The 17336-nt window shown below is 34.4% G+C and carries 14 protein-coding genes and 1 tRNA gene; 2 read left to right on the top strand and 13 right to left on the bottom strand.

Going from position 1 to position 17336, the window contains the following annotated elements:
* Positions 1-43: 43 nt before the first annotated feature.
* The 13 genes from BIW12_RS15825 to BIW12_RS15765 all read right to left on the bottom strand — a co-directional run bounded on the left by BIW12_RS15825 (position 44) and on the right by BIW12_RS15765 (position 13150).
* Positions 44-128 (bottom strand) — tRNA-Ser (locus BIW12_RS15825).
* A gap of 155 nt (positions 129-283) precedes the next feature.
* Positions 284-1417: a 3,4-dihydroxy-2-butanone-4-phosphate synthase gene (gene ribB, locus BIW12_RS15820; protein ID WP_071186008.1), complete on the bottom strand. Its 1134-nt coding sequence runs from the start codon at positions 1415-1417 to the stop codon at positions 284-286.
* A 1-nt stretch (position 1418) separates the two neighbouring features.
* Entirely contained in the window at positions 1419-2888 is a 1470-nt protein-coding gene (locus tag BIW12_RS15815) for an LptF/LptG family permease (RefSeq protein WP_071186007.1), read from the bottom strand.
* 8 nt (positions 2889-2896) lie between these two features.
* Positions 2897-3538: a LolA family protein gene (locus tag BIW12_RS15810; protein ID WP_071186006.1), complete on the bottom strand. Its 642-nt coding sequence runs from the start codon at positions 3536-3538 to the stop codon at positions 2897-2899.
* Positions 3539-3543: 5 nt separating this feature from the next.
* The gene (locus BIW12_RS15805; protein WP_071186005.1) at positions 3544-5988 is read right to left on the bottom strand and encodes a DNA translocase FtsK; all 2445 of its coding nucleotides are present in this window, start codon (positions 5986-5988) and stop codon (positions 3544-3546) included.
* Between the two features lie 20 nt (positions 5989-6008).
* Positions 6009-6383 carry a diacylglycerol kinase family protein gene (locus tag BIW12_RS15800; RefSeq protein WP_071186004.1) on the bottom strand — a complete coding sequence of 125 codons (375 nt, stop codon included), beginning with the start codon at positions 6381-6383 and terminating at the stop codon, positions 6009-6011.
* 1 nt (position 6384) lies between these two features.
* On the bottom strand, positions 6385-6882 hold the full coding sequence (gene tpx, locus BIW12_RS15795; protein WP_071186003.1) for a thiol peroxidase: 498 nt from the start codon (positions 6880-6882) through the stop codon (positions 6385-6387).
* 180 nt (positions 6883-7062) lie between these two features.
* Positions 7063-7320, bottom strand: a complete 258-nt coding sequence (locus BIW12_RS15790; protein ID WP_071186002.1) for a DUF6952 family protein — start codon at positions 7318-7320, stop codon at positions 7063-7065.
* A gap of 48 nt (positions 7321-7368) precedes the next feature.
* Positions 7369-7677 carry a thioredoxin family protein gene (locus BIW12_RS15785; protein ID WP_071186001.1) on the bottom strand — a complete coding sequence of 103 codons (309 nt, stop codon included), beginning with the start codon at positions 7675-7677 and terminating at the stop codon, positions 7369-7371.
* A 149-nt stretch (positions 7678-7826) separates the two neighbouring features.
* Positions 7827-8465: a peroxiredoxin gene (locus tag BIW12_RS15780; RefSeq protein WP_071186000.1), complete on the bottom strand. Its 639-nt coding sequence runs from the start codon at positions 8463-8465 to the stop codon at positions 7827-7829.
* 134 nt (positions 8466-8599) lie between these two features.
* Complete coding sequence (locus BIW12_RS15775) at positions 8600-10195, bottom strand: glycoside hydrolase family 3 protein (protein ID WP_071185999.1); 1596 nt, start codon at positions 10193-10195, stop codon at positions 8600-8602.
* A 131-nt stretch (positions 10196-10326) separates the two neighbouring features.
* Positions 10327-11601 (bottom strand): MFS transporter, encoded by a 1275-nt coding sequence (locus tag BIW12_RS15770; RefSeq protein ID WP_071185998.1) that lies wholly within the window; start codon positions 11599-11601, stop codon positions 10327-10329.
* Entirely contained in the window at positions 11588-13150 is a 1563-nt protein-coding gene (locus BIW12_RS15765; protein WP_071185997.1) for a glycoside hydrolase family 10 protein, read from the bottom strand. Before BIW12_RS15765 ends, BIW12_RS15770 begins: the two co-directional genes overlap by 14 nt.
* Before the next feature lie 410 nt (positions 13151-13560).
* Between BIW12_RS15765 and BIW12_RS15760 the strand changes: the two genes are divergently transcribed.
* Positions 13561-16476: an FAD-binding and (Fe-S)-binding domain-containing protein gene (locus tag BIW12_RS15760; RefSeq protein ID WP_071185996.1), complete on the top strand. Its 2916-nt coding sequence runs from the start codon at positions 13561-13563 to the stop codon at positions 16474-16476.
* Positions 16477-16737: 261 nt separating this feature from the next.
* Positions 16738-17232, top strand: a complete 495-nt coding sequence (locus tag BIW12_RS15755; RefSeq protein WP_181161692.1) for a DUF4304 domain-containing protein — start codon at positions 16738-16740, stop codon at positions 17230-17232.
* Positions 17233-17336: the final 104 nt, after the last annotated feature.

The raw sequence follows: 17336 nt of genomic DNA, 5'->3' as shown, positions 1-17336 counted from the left end.
CGCTTTTTTGAAAACTTTGAAAAGTCTCTTTTTTAGCCTTCAGCGGAGAAAGAGGGATTCGAACCCCCGGACCTGTTACAGTCAACAGTTTTCAAGACTGCCGCATTCGACCGCTCTGCCATTTCTCCAGTATGTTGCTATCATTTTGTGATTGCGAGTGCAAATATAGGAGGTTTTTATTGATAAAAAAATATATTTGAACAAAAAAATCAGCTATTTTTTATAGCTGATTTAACTGTTTTATTCTGTGGGAGTTAATTTTTTAGTTTTTTGAAATAATTCTTTAGTAGTGTACATATTCTGTGATTTCTAAACCATAACCAATCATTCCTACACGTTTGGTTTGTGTACTATTAGATACCAATCGTATTTTTGAAATATCGATATCGTGTAATATTTGGGCTCCAATTCCGTAATCTTTAATGTCAATGACTACTTTAGGAGCTTTCATTGTTCCTTCGGCCTGAAGTGTTTTTAATTCTGTAATACGATTAAGGAGATTTACTGCCGACATATCCTGATTGATAAAAATTACTGCACCACGCCCGTTTTCGTTGATTATTTTAAACATATCGTCTAATTGCTGGTCAACGTTATTAGTTAAAGTACCTAATAAATCATTATTTACCTGAGAGGAGTGAATACGTGTCAAAATAGGTTCTCCGGTATTCCAGGTTCCTTTTGTTAAAGCAATATGAATTTGTTTATTAGTAATTTGCTCGTAAGCTCTTAGGCGGAAAGTTCCAAAGCGGGTATTGATATCAAAATCTTCTTTTTTGACAATAATACTATCGTGTTGCATTCTGTAAGCAACAAGCGCTTCGATAGAAACTACTTTGATATCGAATTTTTTTGCAATTTTCACCAATTGAGGTAAACGAGCCATAGTACCGTCTTCGTTCATTACTTCGACAATAACTCCTGCCGGTTTAAAGCCTGCTAATCTGGCAAAATCTATCGCAGCTTCAGTATGCCCCGTTCTTCTTAAAACACCACCTTCTTTAGCAATTAAAGGGAAGATATGTCCAGGTCGGGCTAAATCCTGTGGTTTTGTTTTAGAATCGATTAAAGAAAGTACGGTTCTTGCTCTATCTGCAGCAGAAATACCTGTGGTAACTCCGTTTCCTTTTAAATCGACTGATACGGTGAAAGCTGTTTCCATGTGGTCAGTATTATTTGTGACCATTGGTTTTAAGTCTAATTCTTTACAACGTTTTTCGGTCAGTGGAGTACAAATTAATCCACGACCATGTGTTGCCATAAAGTTGATCATTTCAGGTGTTACTTTTTCAGCCGCAGCTAAAAAATCCCCTTCGTTTTCTCGGTCTTCATCATCAACAACTAAGATTATTTTTCCCTGACGAATATCCTCGATTGCTTCTTCAATCGTGTGGAGTTGTATTTTATCTGTGACCATTTTAGGTTGTTGTTTTTTTGTTAGTGGTAAATTTTTGTGCTATTTTTTGTAGTGTTTTTTGAAATGGAGCCAGTATAACATCCATATTGATTAAACCAATATCATTTGTAGCTCTATAGGTTAATAATATAGCAAGAGGGGATAGGATAAATGAAGACATCCAGGCTCCTAAGAATGGACTTATTCCGTTTTCTTGCGCAAATCTTTTTCCAAAAGTATTGATAAAATGGAAGCTAATAAATATTAGTACAGCAAAAATAATTGGTAGTCCAAGTCCTCCTTTTCTAATAATTGCTCCCAGTGGTGCTCCTATAAAAAACATCATAATACAAGCAAAAGCGATTACAAATTTATCATAAAATGCCAATAGGTGATTATTGATGTTTTTTTGTTTCGCCTGCAAATTGATTTTGCTACCGTCAATGCTGTATCCGATACTGCTGAGATTACTGCTGGCTGTTCGCAAAATTTCCGATTTTTTCTTGTTGTCATACAAAGAAAGTATGTCCGAAGGAAGCGGTTTTCTCTTTTTGACCATTTCTTTGTTAGCTATATCATTGAAAGTTTTGTTTTCAATAACAGTTCTTAAATTAATGTTTTCAGAATAAGAGGCGACTTCAGTTTTGAAGTTTTTGTTTAAAGAATCTAAGGTGTAATTTAATTCGTTTACCGTTAACATGGTATTTGTATTGGCTACTTTTTCTTTATCTACATCAACTTCGTTTAGTTGTGATAAGTCAATGTTAATAGTATATTTTTTAAAGGAACTTTTGGCAAAAGGAATTTTGTTTCGGTCAGAGAATTTTTTAGGAGTAATATCTTCATAGTAATTTCCGTCATTTAAAATCATTTGAAGAACACTTGAACTTTCGCTACTTATTAGTTCTCCTTTTTTAGCTTTTATGACTGTTTTGCTACCGTCGCCGTTCATTGATTTTTTGTGAATGGTAATTCCAGTTAGTTTATTACCATTTTCTCCCGACTTTTTATTGACTTTGATGTTATAGTATCCTACATCGCTAAATTGTCCCTCAGTTATAGCCATTGCAGGTTTTAATTGGGCAATACTTTTTCTGAAATTAATGAATTTGTATTCGGCAAACGGAATTACGTTATTGGCAAAAAAGAAAGCTACAATACTCAATAACAGAATGAATAAGGTAAGGCTTCTCATGGCTCTTTGCAAAGAAATTCCTGAGGATTTCATGGCGGCAAATTCATAGTTTTCAGCCAAATTACCAAAAGTCATAATCGATGCTAACAAGATGGATAATGGCAATACCAATGGTATGATACGTGGCATTGAAAAGAGTAAGAATTTGATAATTAACCCAAAGTCTAAATCTTTTCCTGCCAGTTCAGCTATAAAAAGCCAGATAGTTTGGAGTATGAATATAAAAAACAAGATTACAAATACCGTAGTAAATGTAATCAGGAATGTTTTTAATAAGTATTTGTCAAGGATTTTCACGAAATGGATTAATCTAATTTATTGATGTAGTAATTTGGATATTTGCTAGCTACAAAGGTAAATTGATTTTTTGACAAAGGTTGATTGGTTTTAAAAGAATTAACGGTTAAAGTTGTTTTTGTCCCTTTTTTACCTGTTTCAATCAAGTTGTAAATGTGTTTGGTTTGCACATCAATTCCTAACAGGATTTCTTTTCTTTGATCCTTAGGGTTTGTTGGAATTAATTTTACATACTGTATTTTTCGACCTCTTACATTTTGTAAAATATCCATCGAATATTTGTAACCACTATTGAAAAAAGTTAGCATTTTTGATGGTGTAACAGCACTGTCATCTTTTTCGTTAACTGTTGAAATGTTTATTTCTTCATCTTCAGGAACAATGGTATAAGTTTTTTTTCCGTCAAATATTTTAGTCATTCCCATGAAATTCAAAACATACTGATTGCCTTTTAAGGTAACATTGCCTTTACTATCCTGATTGATATTTTCTTTACTGTTGTTAAGGGAGTATTTAAAATCGATTACAATGTTATTATAGCTTTTTACTTTAGCGGTAACTTGGTCTAAAAGGGTTTTTGCTTTTTTGTCTTGTGCTTGTACAGAAAAACAAATTAGTAAGATAAATGCAATTTGGATAAACTTTTTCATTGTAATTAATTATTTTCTTCATTATTAAAAAATTGATCGAGAGCGTGCATGTCCAGAATGTTTACGCTGCGGGCTTTACTGCCTTCAAAAGGACCTACAATTCCTGCGGCCTCTAATTGATCAATTAATCGTCCGGCTCTGTTATAACCTAGTTTTAGTTTTCGTTGTAATAAGGATGCCGAACCTTGTTGTGCGTTAACAATAATTTCAGCAGCTTCTCTAAACAGACTGTCTCTTTCGGAAATATCCATATCAAGATTAATGCCATTTTCTTCTCCACCGGTGTATTCAGGTAGTAAGTATGCAGTTGCGTAGGCTTTTTGTGAACCAACAAAATCAGTAATTTTTTCTACTTCAGGAGTATCGATAAAAGCACATTGTACACGCACTACATCATTTCCGTTTGTATATAATAAATCTCCTCGTCCAATTAATTGGTCAGCTCCCTGAGTGTCTAAAATCGTTCTGGAATCAATTTTAGATGTTACCCTAAAAGCAATTCTTGCAGGGAAATTAGCCTTGATCAAACCTGTAATTACATTTACCGAAGGTCTTTGGGTTGCAATAATCAAATGAATACCAATAGCACGAGCTAATTGAGCCAAACGCGCAATAGGAACTTCTACTTCTTTTCCTGCAGTCATAATTAAGTCGGCAAATTCATCGACTACTAATACGATATAGGGTAAAAAGCGGTGTCCGTTTTCAGGATTTAATTTTCGGGATTTAAATTTTTCATTGTATTCTTTGATGTTACGTACCATGGCATCTTTTAACAAAGAATAACGGTTGTCCATTTCCACACAAAGTGAATTCAGAGTATTCACAACCTTGGCATTATCAGTAATGATAGCATCTTCAACATCAGGTAGTTTTGCCAGATAATGTCTCTCAATTTTATTAAAAAGAGTCAATTCTACTTTTTTAGGGTCAACCAAAACAAATTTTACTTCGGCCGGGTATTTTTTGTACAAAAGCGAAGTTAAAACAGCATTTAATCCAACCGATTTTCCTTGTCCGGTAGCACCTGCCATTAATAAGTGAGGCATTTTGGCTAAATCAACAACAAAAGTTTCGTTTGAAATGGTTTTTCCAAGAGCAATTGGCAATTCCATTTCAGCTTCTTGAAATTTGGTAGAACCAATAACACTTTTCATTGAAACCATAGTAGGATTCTTGTTTGGAACTTCAATACCAATGGTTCCTTTTCCTGGAATAGGAGCGATGATACGGATTCCAAGTGCCGAAAGTGATAAGGCAATGTCGTCTTCTAAGCTTTTAATTTTTGATATTCTGATTCCGGCTTCCGGAACTATTTCGTATAAGGTTACTGATGGACCTACGGTTGCTTTAATTTGGGCAATTTCAATTTTATAATTGCGAAGTGTATCAACAATTTTATTTTTGTTTTCCTCTAATTCTTCCTGATTAATGGTAATTCCTCCTGTTGAATATTCTTTTAGTAAATCAAGGGTTGGGAATTTATAATTAGATAAATCCAGTGTTGGGTCAAATAATCCAAAATCAGCAACTAAGCGGGCAGCCAGATTTTCTTCGATTACTTCCTCTTCAGGGGAAGCTTCGATTACAAAATCATCATTAGCAACAGCCATTGCTACTGCTGCAGTTTTTTCAACAGCAAGTGGCTTCGAAATAGGATCTAAATTGATTTCGGATGGATTATTAATTGTTGGTTTTAAAGCTTCTTTATTGATTTCGAATTGAGAAGGTTTAAATTCAGGGATTTTTTCAGTTTCAGGCTCTTCTTCAGTTACTGCAAATTCCTCTAAGTTATAAGCACTATCGATTTTTGGGGCAAAAGTAGCGTTGGTGTCTGAGATGCTTTCTTTTTTGCTGTTTTCAAAAAAGGACTGTACTTTTTCAGTAGATAATCTTAGTTTGAAAATAACATAAATTAGAATCCCAAAGATAAGCAACAATAAGGCACCTGTTTTTCCGATGTAATCCTGTAGAAATAAATTTAATTCGTAGCCTATTGTTCCGCCTAATTCAGGTAGTGAAGTGGCAAAAAATCCAAATAATACTGATAAATTAATCATGGCAAATAAATCCCAAAACCAGATGTTTTTGAGTTTTCGGCTGGAAAGACCAAGTATTAAAAAGATTCCTGTTAAGAAAAATAATCGAACAAATAGGAAAGAAGCCAATCCGAAACCTTGATAAACAATTAAATCAGCCAGGAAAGCACCAAACTTTCCCAGCCAATTTTTTACAGTTTCTGTTCTGTTAGCTAATTCTAAAACAGCACTTTGATCTTCTTGTCCATATACATAGAAAGAAACAAAAGCAACTAATAAAGCAACAGAAAATAATATTAAAAGACAGCCTAAAATGGTTTTATGCTGCTTTGATATTTCCCATGATTTTAAGACTTTAGGGTTAGAATTATTTTTCGGGTCTAAAGGTTCTTTTTTTGTTGTTTTTGCCATTCTATAATGTAGCTAAACCTCTAAATAAAATGAGGTACGTATATGATTAAACCAATAATTATTGCCGTAATTGCTGCAAAAAACACAGATCCGGCAGCAATATCTTTTATAAAACCAATTCTTTCGTGGTAATCCGGATGAATAAAATCGGCTACTTTTTCAATAGCGGTATTGAGTCCTTCGATGCTTAATACTAAACCGATAGCAAAAGTTTGGAAAAGCCATTCAGTGGCTGTTATTCCTATAAAAAAACCAGCTATACTTAATAGTATCCCAATGGAGAACTGAACCATTATGCTATGTTCAGTAGTGATAAGTTTAACAGCACCTTTTAAGGCGTAGTTAACACTTTTTAATCGTCCGCTTAAAAAAGAATTGTCTTTTTGAAAAGCCATATTAAAGCACTGCTAAAGCAGCTTCGTAATTTGGTTCGTTTGCAATTTCAGCCACTTGTTCTGTGTGCAAAATGGTTCCGTCAGCATCAGTAACAATTAAAACTCTGGAGTGTAATCCTGCTAAAGGACCATCAATAATTTCTAATCCGTTTGTTTTTCCAAAGCTTCCTTCCTGAAAGTCTGATAAATTAACTACATTTTCGATTCCTTCAGCTCCACAAAAACGTTTTTGAGCAAATGGTAAATCTCTTGAGATACATAAAACAGCAGTGTTTTCTAATTTGGCAGCAGCCTCATTGAATTTTCTAACTGATGTAGCACAAGTTCCGGTATCGATACTTGGAAAAATATTTAAAACTAATTTCTTTCCGTTAAAATCGCTTAAAGAAGCAACCGAAAGATCGTTTTTTACTAATTTAAAATCGGCAAGTTTTGAACCTACTTTTGGTAATTCTCCCGCAGTGTTTATTGGATTTCCTCCTAATGTAATTGAAGCCATAATTGATTTTTTTAATGAGCTTCAAAAGTATGAAAATTATTTAAGATTTAGGATTTCTGATTTAAGATTTTAAATCTTTGCGGAATCATTTTTTAACATAATGTCTATTTGAGGAATAGCCGTAAATGCAAAAAAAATGCAACTTTAAAAGGTGCATTTTATTTTTATAAAATCAAAGTTTTATTTGTCGATAGAGCCTAATACTCTTTTCATAAAAGTATTCAATGCTTCTTTTTTATCGGTTCCGTTTTTGATTAGTTTATGAACTTCAAGAGCACCATACATATTCGAAATTAATTCGCCAATAACATCTAATTCTTCATCTTTAAGTGAAGAAATCTCAGTCATTGCTTCCAGAACTTCTATAGTTTCAATGATGTAATCCTGGTCGTTTTCTTCGATAAACTGAGTCAGTTGTTTTATTACGGGTAGTTTCATAAAGTTAGAAATTAGAGGTTGGAAGTCAGAAGTGTTTTGTCGCTATTTTTATACGATTTCGTTAACCAATTCGATTAAGACTTCTTGTTTGTTCGTTTGGGTTTCGTTTACCAATTTTCCATTTACAAAAGTAGCAAAGGTTGGTAAATTGCTCACATTCGCTAATTTTCTGGATTCCGGAAAATTTTCAGCGTCAACTAGAGCAAAAGTGATCGATTCATTTTCGGTAGCCAGTTTTTTGAATTTTGGTTTCATAATACGGCAATTACCACACCATGATGCCGAAAACTGAACTACTACTTTTTCGTTTTCATTAACTAAATTGGCTAATGTATCTTCGTTTAATTCTATTAACATTTTTTTAGAGGTTCTAAGTCGCTAAGGTTCTAAGTTTTGATTCTTAGAACCTTATGACTTGTTATTAAATATTTAATTTAAAAGTTTTTATTTATTCTGGTATAAATCTTAGAGACTTTGTAACTCGGAATCTTAGCAATTTTAAAAAATTAGTTAGCGCTTAAGTAAGCAGCAGTACTGATTCTGTCAGCAGACATTGCTTCTTTACCTTCTTCCCAGTTAGCTGGACAAACTTCACCTTTAGTTTGTACGTGAGTGTAAGCATCTACTAAACGTAAATATTCGTTTACGTTACGACCTAATGGCATATCGTTTACACTTTCGTGGAAAATTTTTCCAGTTTCGTCTACTAAATAAGTAGCTCTGTAAGTTACGTTTGAACCTTCTACTAAATAAGTATCAGCATCTTCGTTGTAAGCACCAGCTTCAGCATCTAAGATTCCTAAAGCAGCAGATAAATTTCTTGTAGTATCAGCCAAAAGTGGGTAAGTTACACCTTCAATTCCACCATTGTTTTTTGCAGTGTTTAACCAGGCAAAGTGTACTTCGTTAGTATCACAAGAAGCACCAATTACAATAGTATTTCTTTTTTCAAATTCCGGTAAAGCAGCTTGAAAAGCGTGTAATTCAGTTGGGCAAACAAAAGTAAAATCTTTTGGATACCAAAACAAAAGTACTTTTTTGTTGTTGTTTACTGCTTCTTCAAAGATGTTGATTTTTAAATTATCACCCATTTCAGAAATGGCGTCAACTGTAATGCTTGGGAATTTTTTTCCTACTAAAGACATATTATTTATTTTTAAAGTTATTATTTGTTGGTGCAAAAATAAGTTATAAAAAAGGTTTGTAGTAATAGTAGTTGATTATTAATGTTTATTTAATAATAAGTTTTAGTTATGTTAAGGTTGTTTTTGGTTTTAAATTATTGAATATCAATAAAAACCGGAAGTTTTCCTGTGCATTTCGAATCAGATAAAAATTGTTCTGCTGCGTTAATTTGGAATTCTTCAAAATCCTGATATACCTGAATAAGTCTGGAAGCCTTGCTTAAATTAGGAATTAAAGACAAGACATAAGGATTTCCGAAAACGTAAATCAGGCATTTTTTTGTGGTCAATAATTTTTCTAATAATTTAAAAATAGCATCGTCAATTTCAAATTGATTTAAAGGTTTTGCTTTGGGAACAAACAACGAAATAATGAGGTAATTAAATGATGCTGCTATTTTTTCGAAAGCTTCAAAATCAAAATCTACAATAGACTCAATTGCAAATTGAGGACAATGTAATTTGGAATTAATGGTTTTTGAAAATTTATTTTCCGCATTTTTATAAATTGACAATTGTGCTGTTTTTTTCTCGCTATTCGCTTTTTGAATGCTTTCAAAATCAATAGTATCAATGATTTTTGTAATGCTGAATTGAGCAATTTCAGCGTTTAACGCTGCGGCTTTTTCAAAATCTAAATTTCCTTTTGGTTGGTTATCAGTAATAATACCTACTTTTTCCTTGCATTTTAGAATTCTATTATAGCTTTCCTCAATGCGCTCTTCAGAGGCATTTTCTAAAATGGCTTGGATTCCTTCGGGAACATTTTCGGCAAAACACAACACATCATTTCCGGCATTAAAAGCTTCCCATTCGAGTTGCCCTTTAATATCGTATAATTTCGAAACACTGTGCATATTCAAGGCATCAGAAATTACTAAACCATCATAACCCAATTGCTCTCTTAAAAGTGTTTGGATAATATTTTTAGACAAGGTTGCCGAAGTGTTTTTTCCTTCATTCAAAGCCGGAACAGCCAAATGGCCAATCATAATTGAATCGACATCATTCTCGATTCCTTTGATAAACGGATACAATTCGTTTGCCAATAATTGTTCCAGGTTTTCTTCTAAAACAGGCAACCCCAAATGTGAATCGACATTGGTATTTCCATGACCAGGAAAATGTTTCAAACAGCCTAAAACACCAGCGTCACTCATTCCTCGTAAATATTCTAGAGCAAAATTGGCAACTTTGTTTTTGTCTTCTCCAAAAGAACGATAACCAATTACCGGATTATTTGGATTATTATTGATATCGGCCAAAGGAGCCAGATTATAATGAATCCCCGCCGATTTTAAGTCGAATGCAATTTGTTTTCCAACTTCGTACACCAAGTCTTTTTGTTCTTCCGGTAAAGCACCTAAAGTAATAGCATAAGGATATTGCGGTGTTTTTTCGACACGCATCGCTAAACCCCATTCAGCATCAATACTCATCAAAAGTGGAGTGGAAGCACATTTTTGATAACGGACAATTAATTCTTTTAATCGAATGTAACTATCGTCATTGAATTCAATTTTTTTCTTGGATTCGTAGTTTGTAGCTGCACTGGCACGACTGTGAAAAAAAGTCAATCCACCAATATTGTATTTTCTTATTAGTTCTTCGGTTGCCTGGATATTTTCTTCGCTGTCATTGATAAAAACAGCCGGAAAAAAGAATTGTCCTATTTTTTGTGCTTGTGTCATTATTGAGAATTTTATGCTTTTTTGGTATACGGATAAAACGGATTTACTTCGTAAAGACGCGGATGAAAACAGATTTTTTAAAATCCGTTAGTATCTGTGTTTTCGCTTTGCGAATCCGTGAAATCCGTGTGCTATTGGTTGATTGCTTCTTCGGTTTTCTTCCCAAAATCCTTCGGAAAAACTAAAAATCGGGATAAAATGATTCCAGGAATTGTAGCTAAGAAAACCCAGATAAAGAAATTTCCATAACCTAAATATTCCTGAATGTATCCGCTAAGCATTCCCGGAAGCATCATGCCTAATGCCATAAAACCAGTAGCAATAGCGTAGTGGGATGTTTTTGATTCGCCTTCGGCAACATAAATTAAGTACATCATAAAAGCGGCAAAACCAAAGCCGTAACCAAATTGCTCCAAAATAACTACCACATAGATGTAATAAACCGAAGCGGGATGAAAATGTGCTAGCAATACAAATCCAATAATGGGCAAGTGCATAATTAAAATCATAGGTAACATCCATTTTCCTAACCCTTGTTTAGAAATTGCGATTCCGCCTAATATTCCTCCAATAGTAAGTGCTATTAATCCGAATGTTCCATATATTAATCCAACATCTTCGGTTGCTAATCCCATTCCTCCTACATCTGTTTTATCGACTAAAAAAGGAGTCAGCATCTTGAGTAATTGTGATTCTCCTAAACGGAATAAAAGGATGAAAGCAAGGATTAATCTAATTTGTTTCTTTTTGAAAAAACTTGCAAAAACAGTGGCAAAATTTTTCTCTTCGGTTTCTCCTGCTTTAATTGGCAATTCTGCTTTTGGAGTAGCAAAATAGTTGTAGATAGTTAAAAAAGTCATTACCAATCCAACGAAAATCATGGTGTACGACCAGGCTTTTTGATTGTCACCATACAAATGTTCCAAATAACCGGCTAATAAAATAATTAATCCATTTCCTGTTAGCATTGATGCTCTGTAAAAAGTGCTTCGGATTCCTAAAAAGAAGGATTGTTGGTCTTTGGTTAACGCTAATAAATAAAATCCGTCACTGGCTACATCATTGGAAGCAGAAGCAAAGGCGGCTACCCAAAAAATAGCCAAACTCATCATGAAAAACTGAGTTGTTGGAATAATAAATCCCACAAGCAAGAAGGCAATCGAAATGAATAATTGCATGGCTAAAAACCATTTTCGTTTGGTACCATGTAAGTCAATAAATGGACTCCATAAGGGTTTAATTACCCATGGTAAGTATAATAAACTGGTGTATAATCCAATGTCTTCATTGCTGATTCCAAGGTTTTTGTACATTAATACCGAAACGGAAATGATTATTACATACGGAAAACCCGAAGCAAAATTTAATAATGGAATCCAATACCAAGGGTTATTATCTGTCTTCATTTGTTTTTAGGTTTTTATTGTTTGCTTTTAATAAAGTGGCCTGACTTTCATTTCCAAAATAATCGATAAAAGTCAATGCGCAGTTATTGTGTTTTTCCAGATATAATTTTGGTATTTTGATGCTGATGCTGCCATTGGTTTCTTTAAAAGCTATTTTGTCAATAATCTGACTTGGATCATTAACATTAATCAGGTTTTTATTGGTAACTCCATAAACCACAACATAACGTATCTTACTTTGGGTTGGAAAACTCAGGCTAATTACAGTATTATCGCTTTGATGGTTGATGTTCATTACATTTGGCACATCTTTAACTTCTTGTCTCGAATTAGGAACTACATAAGGCAAGGCAGGATATTGGTATTGATTGTCTTGCAGTAATTGGGTTACAGCTTTGTTTTTGTTCACAAACCATTTGGCACTAAAAAAAGCATTTCCGTTAACGTTAGGGTAGCTGCGGGTCAAATCAATTTGGTTTGGAATTTCGTTAGGATTGAACCATTTTTTATCCGAATCGTTATTGATTTTGTATGTTCCGTTTCCAATGTAAAGAGCAGTATTTGTATTAGTGTTTTCAGACCACCATTTTAATAATTTAGCATATGAAGCAGTTTTGTGCTCAATGCTCCAGTACAATTGAGGTAAAAGGTAATCAATATAATTACCTTCCATCCAGGCCATTGGGTCGGCATACAAATCGTCATAATTCGTTTGTCCGGCCTGTGTGTCAGAACCTTTTGGATCAACTGATTTGTTTCTCCAGACCCCAAAAGGACTGATGCCAAATTGCACCCAAGGTTTTAGTTTTTTGATAGCATCATAAGTGTTTTTTAGATAATTGTTCACATTGTCTCTGCGCCAATCTTCCACACTCATGCCTTTTCCGTATTTTCTATAGGAAGCGGTATCGTTAAATGCTTCTCCTTGTATTCTGTAAGGGTAAAAATAATCATCAAAATGAATGGCATCCACATCATATTTAGTAACTACTTCGTTAACTACATTAATTAAATGTGCCTGAACTTCAGGTAATGCCGGATTGTAATAATATTTTCCGCCATATTTAATCATCCATTCAGGGTGTTTGATTACATCATGATTTCTGCTTAATTCGGATGTGTTCAAATCCATAGTCGCTCTGTAAGGATTGAGCCAGGCATGAAATTCAAATCCACGATTGTGCGCTTCCGTAATCATCCAGTCCAAAGGATCGTAAAAAGGATAAGGTGCTAATCCTTGCTTGCTGGTTAAGTATTTAGACCAGGGCGCTAAATTAGTGGGATACATAGCATCACCGGCGCTGCGTATTTGTACTATAACTACATTGTAATTCAGTTTTTTATAAGTATCTAGAATCTCAATAAAATCGGCTTTTTGTTTGGCTACCGAATCGGTGTTTTTTACAGGCCAGTCAATATTGGCAACCGTTGCAATCCACACGGCTCTGAATTCATTTTTGGGATTAGCGGTTTTATTTTGTGCCTGGCTGTAGCCAAAAGACAGCAACAAAACGGAGATAAATAAGCAGATTTGGTTTTTATGATTCATTGAATGCGATGTTTTAACAGTTACCAAAAATAGTTTTTTTAGCGAAGTTTATCAGATAATTTAGGATTAATTTTCCTTATGTTTTTTAGTCATACAATTTTTTTGCCAAAACAAAAAAACTTGGTGTTTTCGAGATTTCACTGTCCTTAGCTTCCGCAGTCGAGTGTCAAATGTTTGAAGAATGCGTAAAAAGAAAAGCTGTTTGATCCGCCGCGGCGGAGAGTTCTTTTCTTTTAGCATTCGAAAACTAATTTGACCGACGAGGAAGCGTAAGACTTGATTTTTTTGTTTCTTTTTTAATCAAGCAAAAAAGAAAAAAAATAATTAAAAAACACTTTCAACCAACAGGTATATTATATTTGTCAAATAATTTTTAGAACTGTATTAAATACACAAAAGATATTCTATTTATGTCTCATTCACACTCGTTAAAGCAATTGTCAGATTCTTTAGAAGGAAGCCTTTTATATGATGATCTTCATAAAACTTTATATGCCACTGATGCTTCGGCGTACCGAATTGTTCCTTTGGCAGTAGCTTTGCCAAAAAGTACTGAGGATATTGTAAAATTAGTGCGTTATGCCATTGAAAATAAAACGACATTAATCCCAAGAACTGCCGGAACGTCTTTAGCAGGACAGACTATTGGTGACGGAATTGTGGTAGATGTATCGAAATATTTTACAAAAATTGTCGCTTTCGATGCTCAAAAAAAGACCGTTACGGTACAACCGGGTGTTATTAGAGATGAATTGAATTTGTATTTAAAACCACACGGAGTATTTTTTGGACCTAATACCTCTACTTCTAATCGTTGTATGGTAGGAGGTATGGTGGGGAACAACTCTTCTGGGACAACTTCTATTCGTTATGGAGTTACCCGTGATAAGATTGTTGAAATCAAAACGGTGTTGGCCGATGGTTCTATAGCTATTTTTAATACCATTACTTCGGCTGAATTTGTAGAAAAAACCAAAGGCGATTCTTTAGAAAGTGCCATTTACAGAAAGCTTTATGAAGAATTGTCCAATGAAGCCAATCAGCAAGAGATAAAAAGCGAATTTCCAAAACCGGAAATCCACAGACGAAATACCGGTTATGCGGTGGATGTGTTGTTGAAATCGGATTTGTTTGGAGGTACTGAACCAACAATAAATGTAGGTAAACTACTTTGTGGTAGCGAAGGAACTTTGGCTTTTACAACTGAAGTTACTTTGCAATTAGACGATTTACCGCCAACGAATAACATCATGGTGGTGACTCATTTTACCAGTATTCAGGAAAGTTTAGAGGCGGTAATGATTGCCATGAAGCATCATTTGTACACCTGCGAAATGATTGACGATACTATCTTAGATTGTACGAAACACAATAAAGAACAAAGTAAAAACCGCTTTTTTATTCAGGGCGAACCCAAAGCGATTATGATGTTTGAGGTAGGTTCGTACATCAGTATGGAAGAAGCCGAAAAGCAGGCCGATGTTCTGATTAAAGAATTAGAAGACAATAATTTTGGTTATGCTTCGGTAAAATTATACGGTGTCGATATTGAAAAAGTAAACGAACTCCGCAAAGCAGGACTTGGACTTTTAGGAAGTATTGTGGGCGATGATAAAGCCGCCGATTCTATTGAAGATACTGCGGTGGAATTGAGTGATTTGCCTAATTATATTGCCGATTTTTCGGCTATGATGAAACGTCACGGACAGGAAGCTATTTATTATGCTCATGCGGGTGCGGGAGAATTGCACTTGCGTCCGGTGTTGAATTTAAAGACCAAAGAAGGCGTTTACCAATTTAGAAATATAGCTACCGAAGTGGCTATTTTGGTCAAAAAATACCGTGGTTCCTTGAGTGGAGAACATGGAGACGGAATTGTAAGAGGTGAATTTTTACCTTTTATGATTGGTGAAAAGAATTACGAATTACTAAAGCGTATCAAATTAGCATTCGACCCGAATTCAGTTTTGAATATGGGCAAAATTGTTAATGCCTTAAAAATGGATGAGAATTTCCGTTTTGAAACCGATAGGGTAGAACCGGATATTCAAACCATTCAGGATTTCTCAGACAGTATGGGGATTTTGAGAGCTGCCGAAAAATGCAATGGTTCGGGAGATTGTAGAAAAATGCCTTCGGCTGGAGGGACTTTATGCCCGAGTTATCGCGCTACCCGCAATGAAAAAGATACCACCCGTGCCCGTGCAAATGCTTTACGCGAATATTTAACGCATTCTGAAAAAGACAATAAATTTGATCATAAGGAATTGTATGAGGTTTTTGAATTGTGTGTGAGTTGTAAAGCCTGTGCCAGCGAATGCCCGTCTAATGTGGATGTGGCGACTTTAAAAGCAGAGTTTTTGTACCAATACCAAAAAGCAAATGGTTTTTCGTTTCGAAATAAAATCTTTGCTAATAATGCCAAGATGAATAAGATGGGAAGTCTTTTTCCTGCCCTGACTAATTTTGTTTCCAATCTTTCCATTGTGAAAAAAGGAATGGGAGTCGCGCAGAAACGTGAGGTTCCGCTGTTAGCCAAAATGACTTTTAGAAAATGGCTTAGCAATAACAATGTCAATAGCAATAAGGAATATCCAAATGGTAAAGTGGTGTTGTTTTGCGATGAATTCACTAATTATTATGATGTAAATGTAGGGATTGATGCTTTCGAATTGTTGACAAAATTAGGCTACGAAGTGGTAGTTGTGGAGCATGAAGAAAGTGGAAGAGCTTATATTTCGAAAGGATTCCTGGAAGAAGCTAAAATGATTGCGATAAAAAACGTTGCTACTTTTGCGCCTATTATTTCAGATGATTGTCAGTTAATAGGAATTGAACCTTCGGCAATATTGACTTTCAGGGATGAATATTTAAGATTGGCAGAAGATAAAACTGCTGCCGAAAAATTAGCTAAAAACGTTTTGACTATCGAAGAGTTTTTCAAGAAAGAAATTGGAGCAGGGAAAATTCATTCAGGACAATTTTCGACCAGCGAAAAGCAGATTAAAATTCACGGACATTGCCACCAAAAATCATTGAGTGCTGTCGAAGCTACTTTTGCGATGTTGAATGTGCCTAAAAACAATTCGGTTACTATTTACAACTCCGGTTGTTGTGGAATGGCGGGTTCTTTTGGTTATGAAGAAGAGCACTACGAAATAAGCATGCAAATGGGTGAAGATACCTTGTTCCCAAAAATCAGGGCTACCGATGAAAATGTGTCTATTGCCGCAGCAGGAACTTCTTGCCGTCATCAAATTTATGATGGTACCAGCCGAAAAGCCCAGCATCCGGTTTCAATACTAAAAAGTTGTTTGATTAATTAAATTGCAATAGCAATAACAATTTCAAAAATCAATAGGAAAAAGAGCTATTCTTCGATAAGGAGGGTAGCTCTTTTTTTGTTTTGCTTTAAAAATAAATAATACTTTGTATGTAAGAAATATTTTTAAATTTGTGTTTGTGTATTAAAAAAAATATGTAATAATGTAAGTTGAAAATTTACGGATATTATATATGATTTGAAGAAAATAGGATGGAGTTATATGTTTATAAACTAGTTACCTGCAACTGTAAAGATGGGCCAAATGATGTCAAAAGACTATAAAAAAGTAATCTTAGATAAACTGACAAGAGAACTTAAAGAACAACATTTTAAGAAAAAGGGAAATTTATTTAGCTTTTCAAATGGGGACTTGACCTATTTCATTGGAGTACAAAGTAGTCAAAGCTCGACAGCTAGCATTCTTAAATTGACAGTAAATACTGAAATCGCCAGTGTATCTATTTCAAAACTTGACGATACAAGTTTACCGATAGAACATCAACGTCATTATAATCGAAGAATTGGTTTTTACCTTGATGATAAACAAGACAAGTGGTGGACCGTGGAAAGTATTGATTCAGCTATAAAAGCAGCAAATGAAATTGCTGAAATTATTGGAGAAAAAGTAATACCGAATTTTGAGACTATTAGGAGTACAAGTGACTTAGTGACACTTTGGAGAAATGGAGGTTGGTTAGGAATTACTGAAGGACAACGAAAACACTATCTTTCTTTATTAGAAAATTTTGAAAAGTAGAAACCCTACTGCGCTGATTTACCACAATAGTTAGCGCAGAATTATATTCTGTGCCCGCAAAGATTTTCAAAACAACCTTTAACAAGCAATGAAAAAGCTATTCC

The organism is Flavobacterium commune, assembly GCF_001857965.1.
Taxonomy (GTDB): Bacteria; Bacteroidota; Bacteroidia; order Flavobacteriales; family Flavobacteriaceae; genus Flavobacterium; species Flavobacterium commune.
This window is presented reverse-complemented; position numbering and strand designations above follow the sequence as displayed.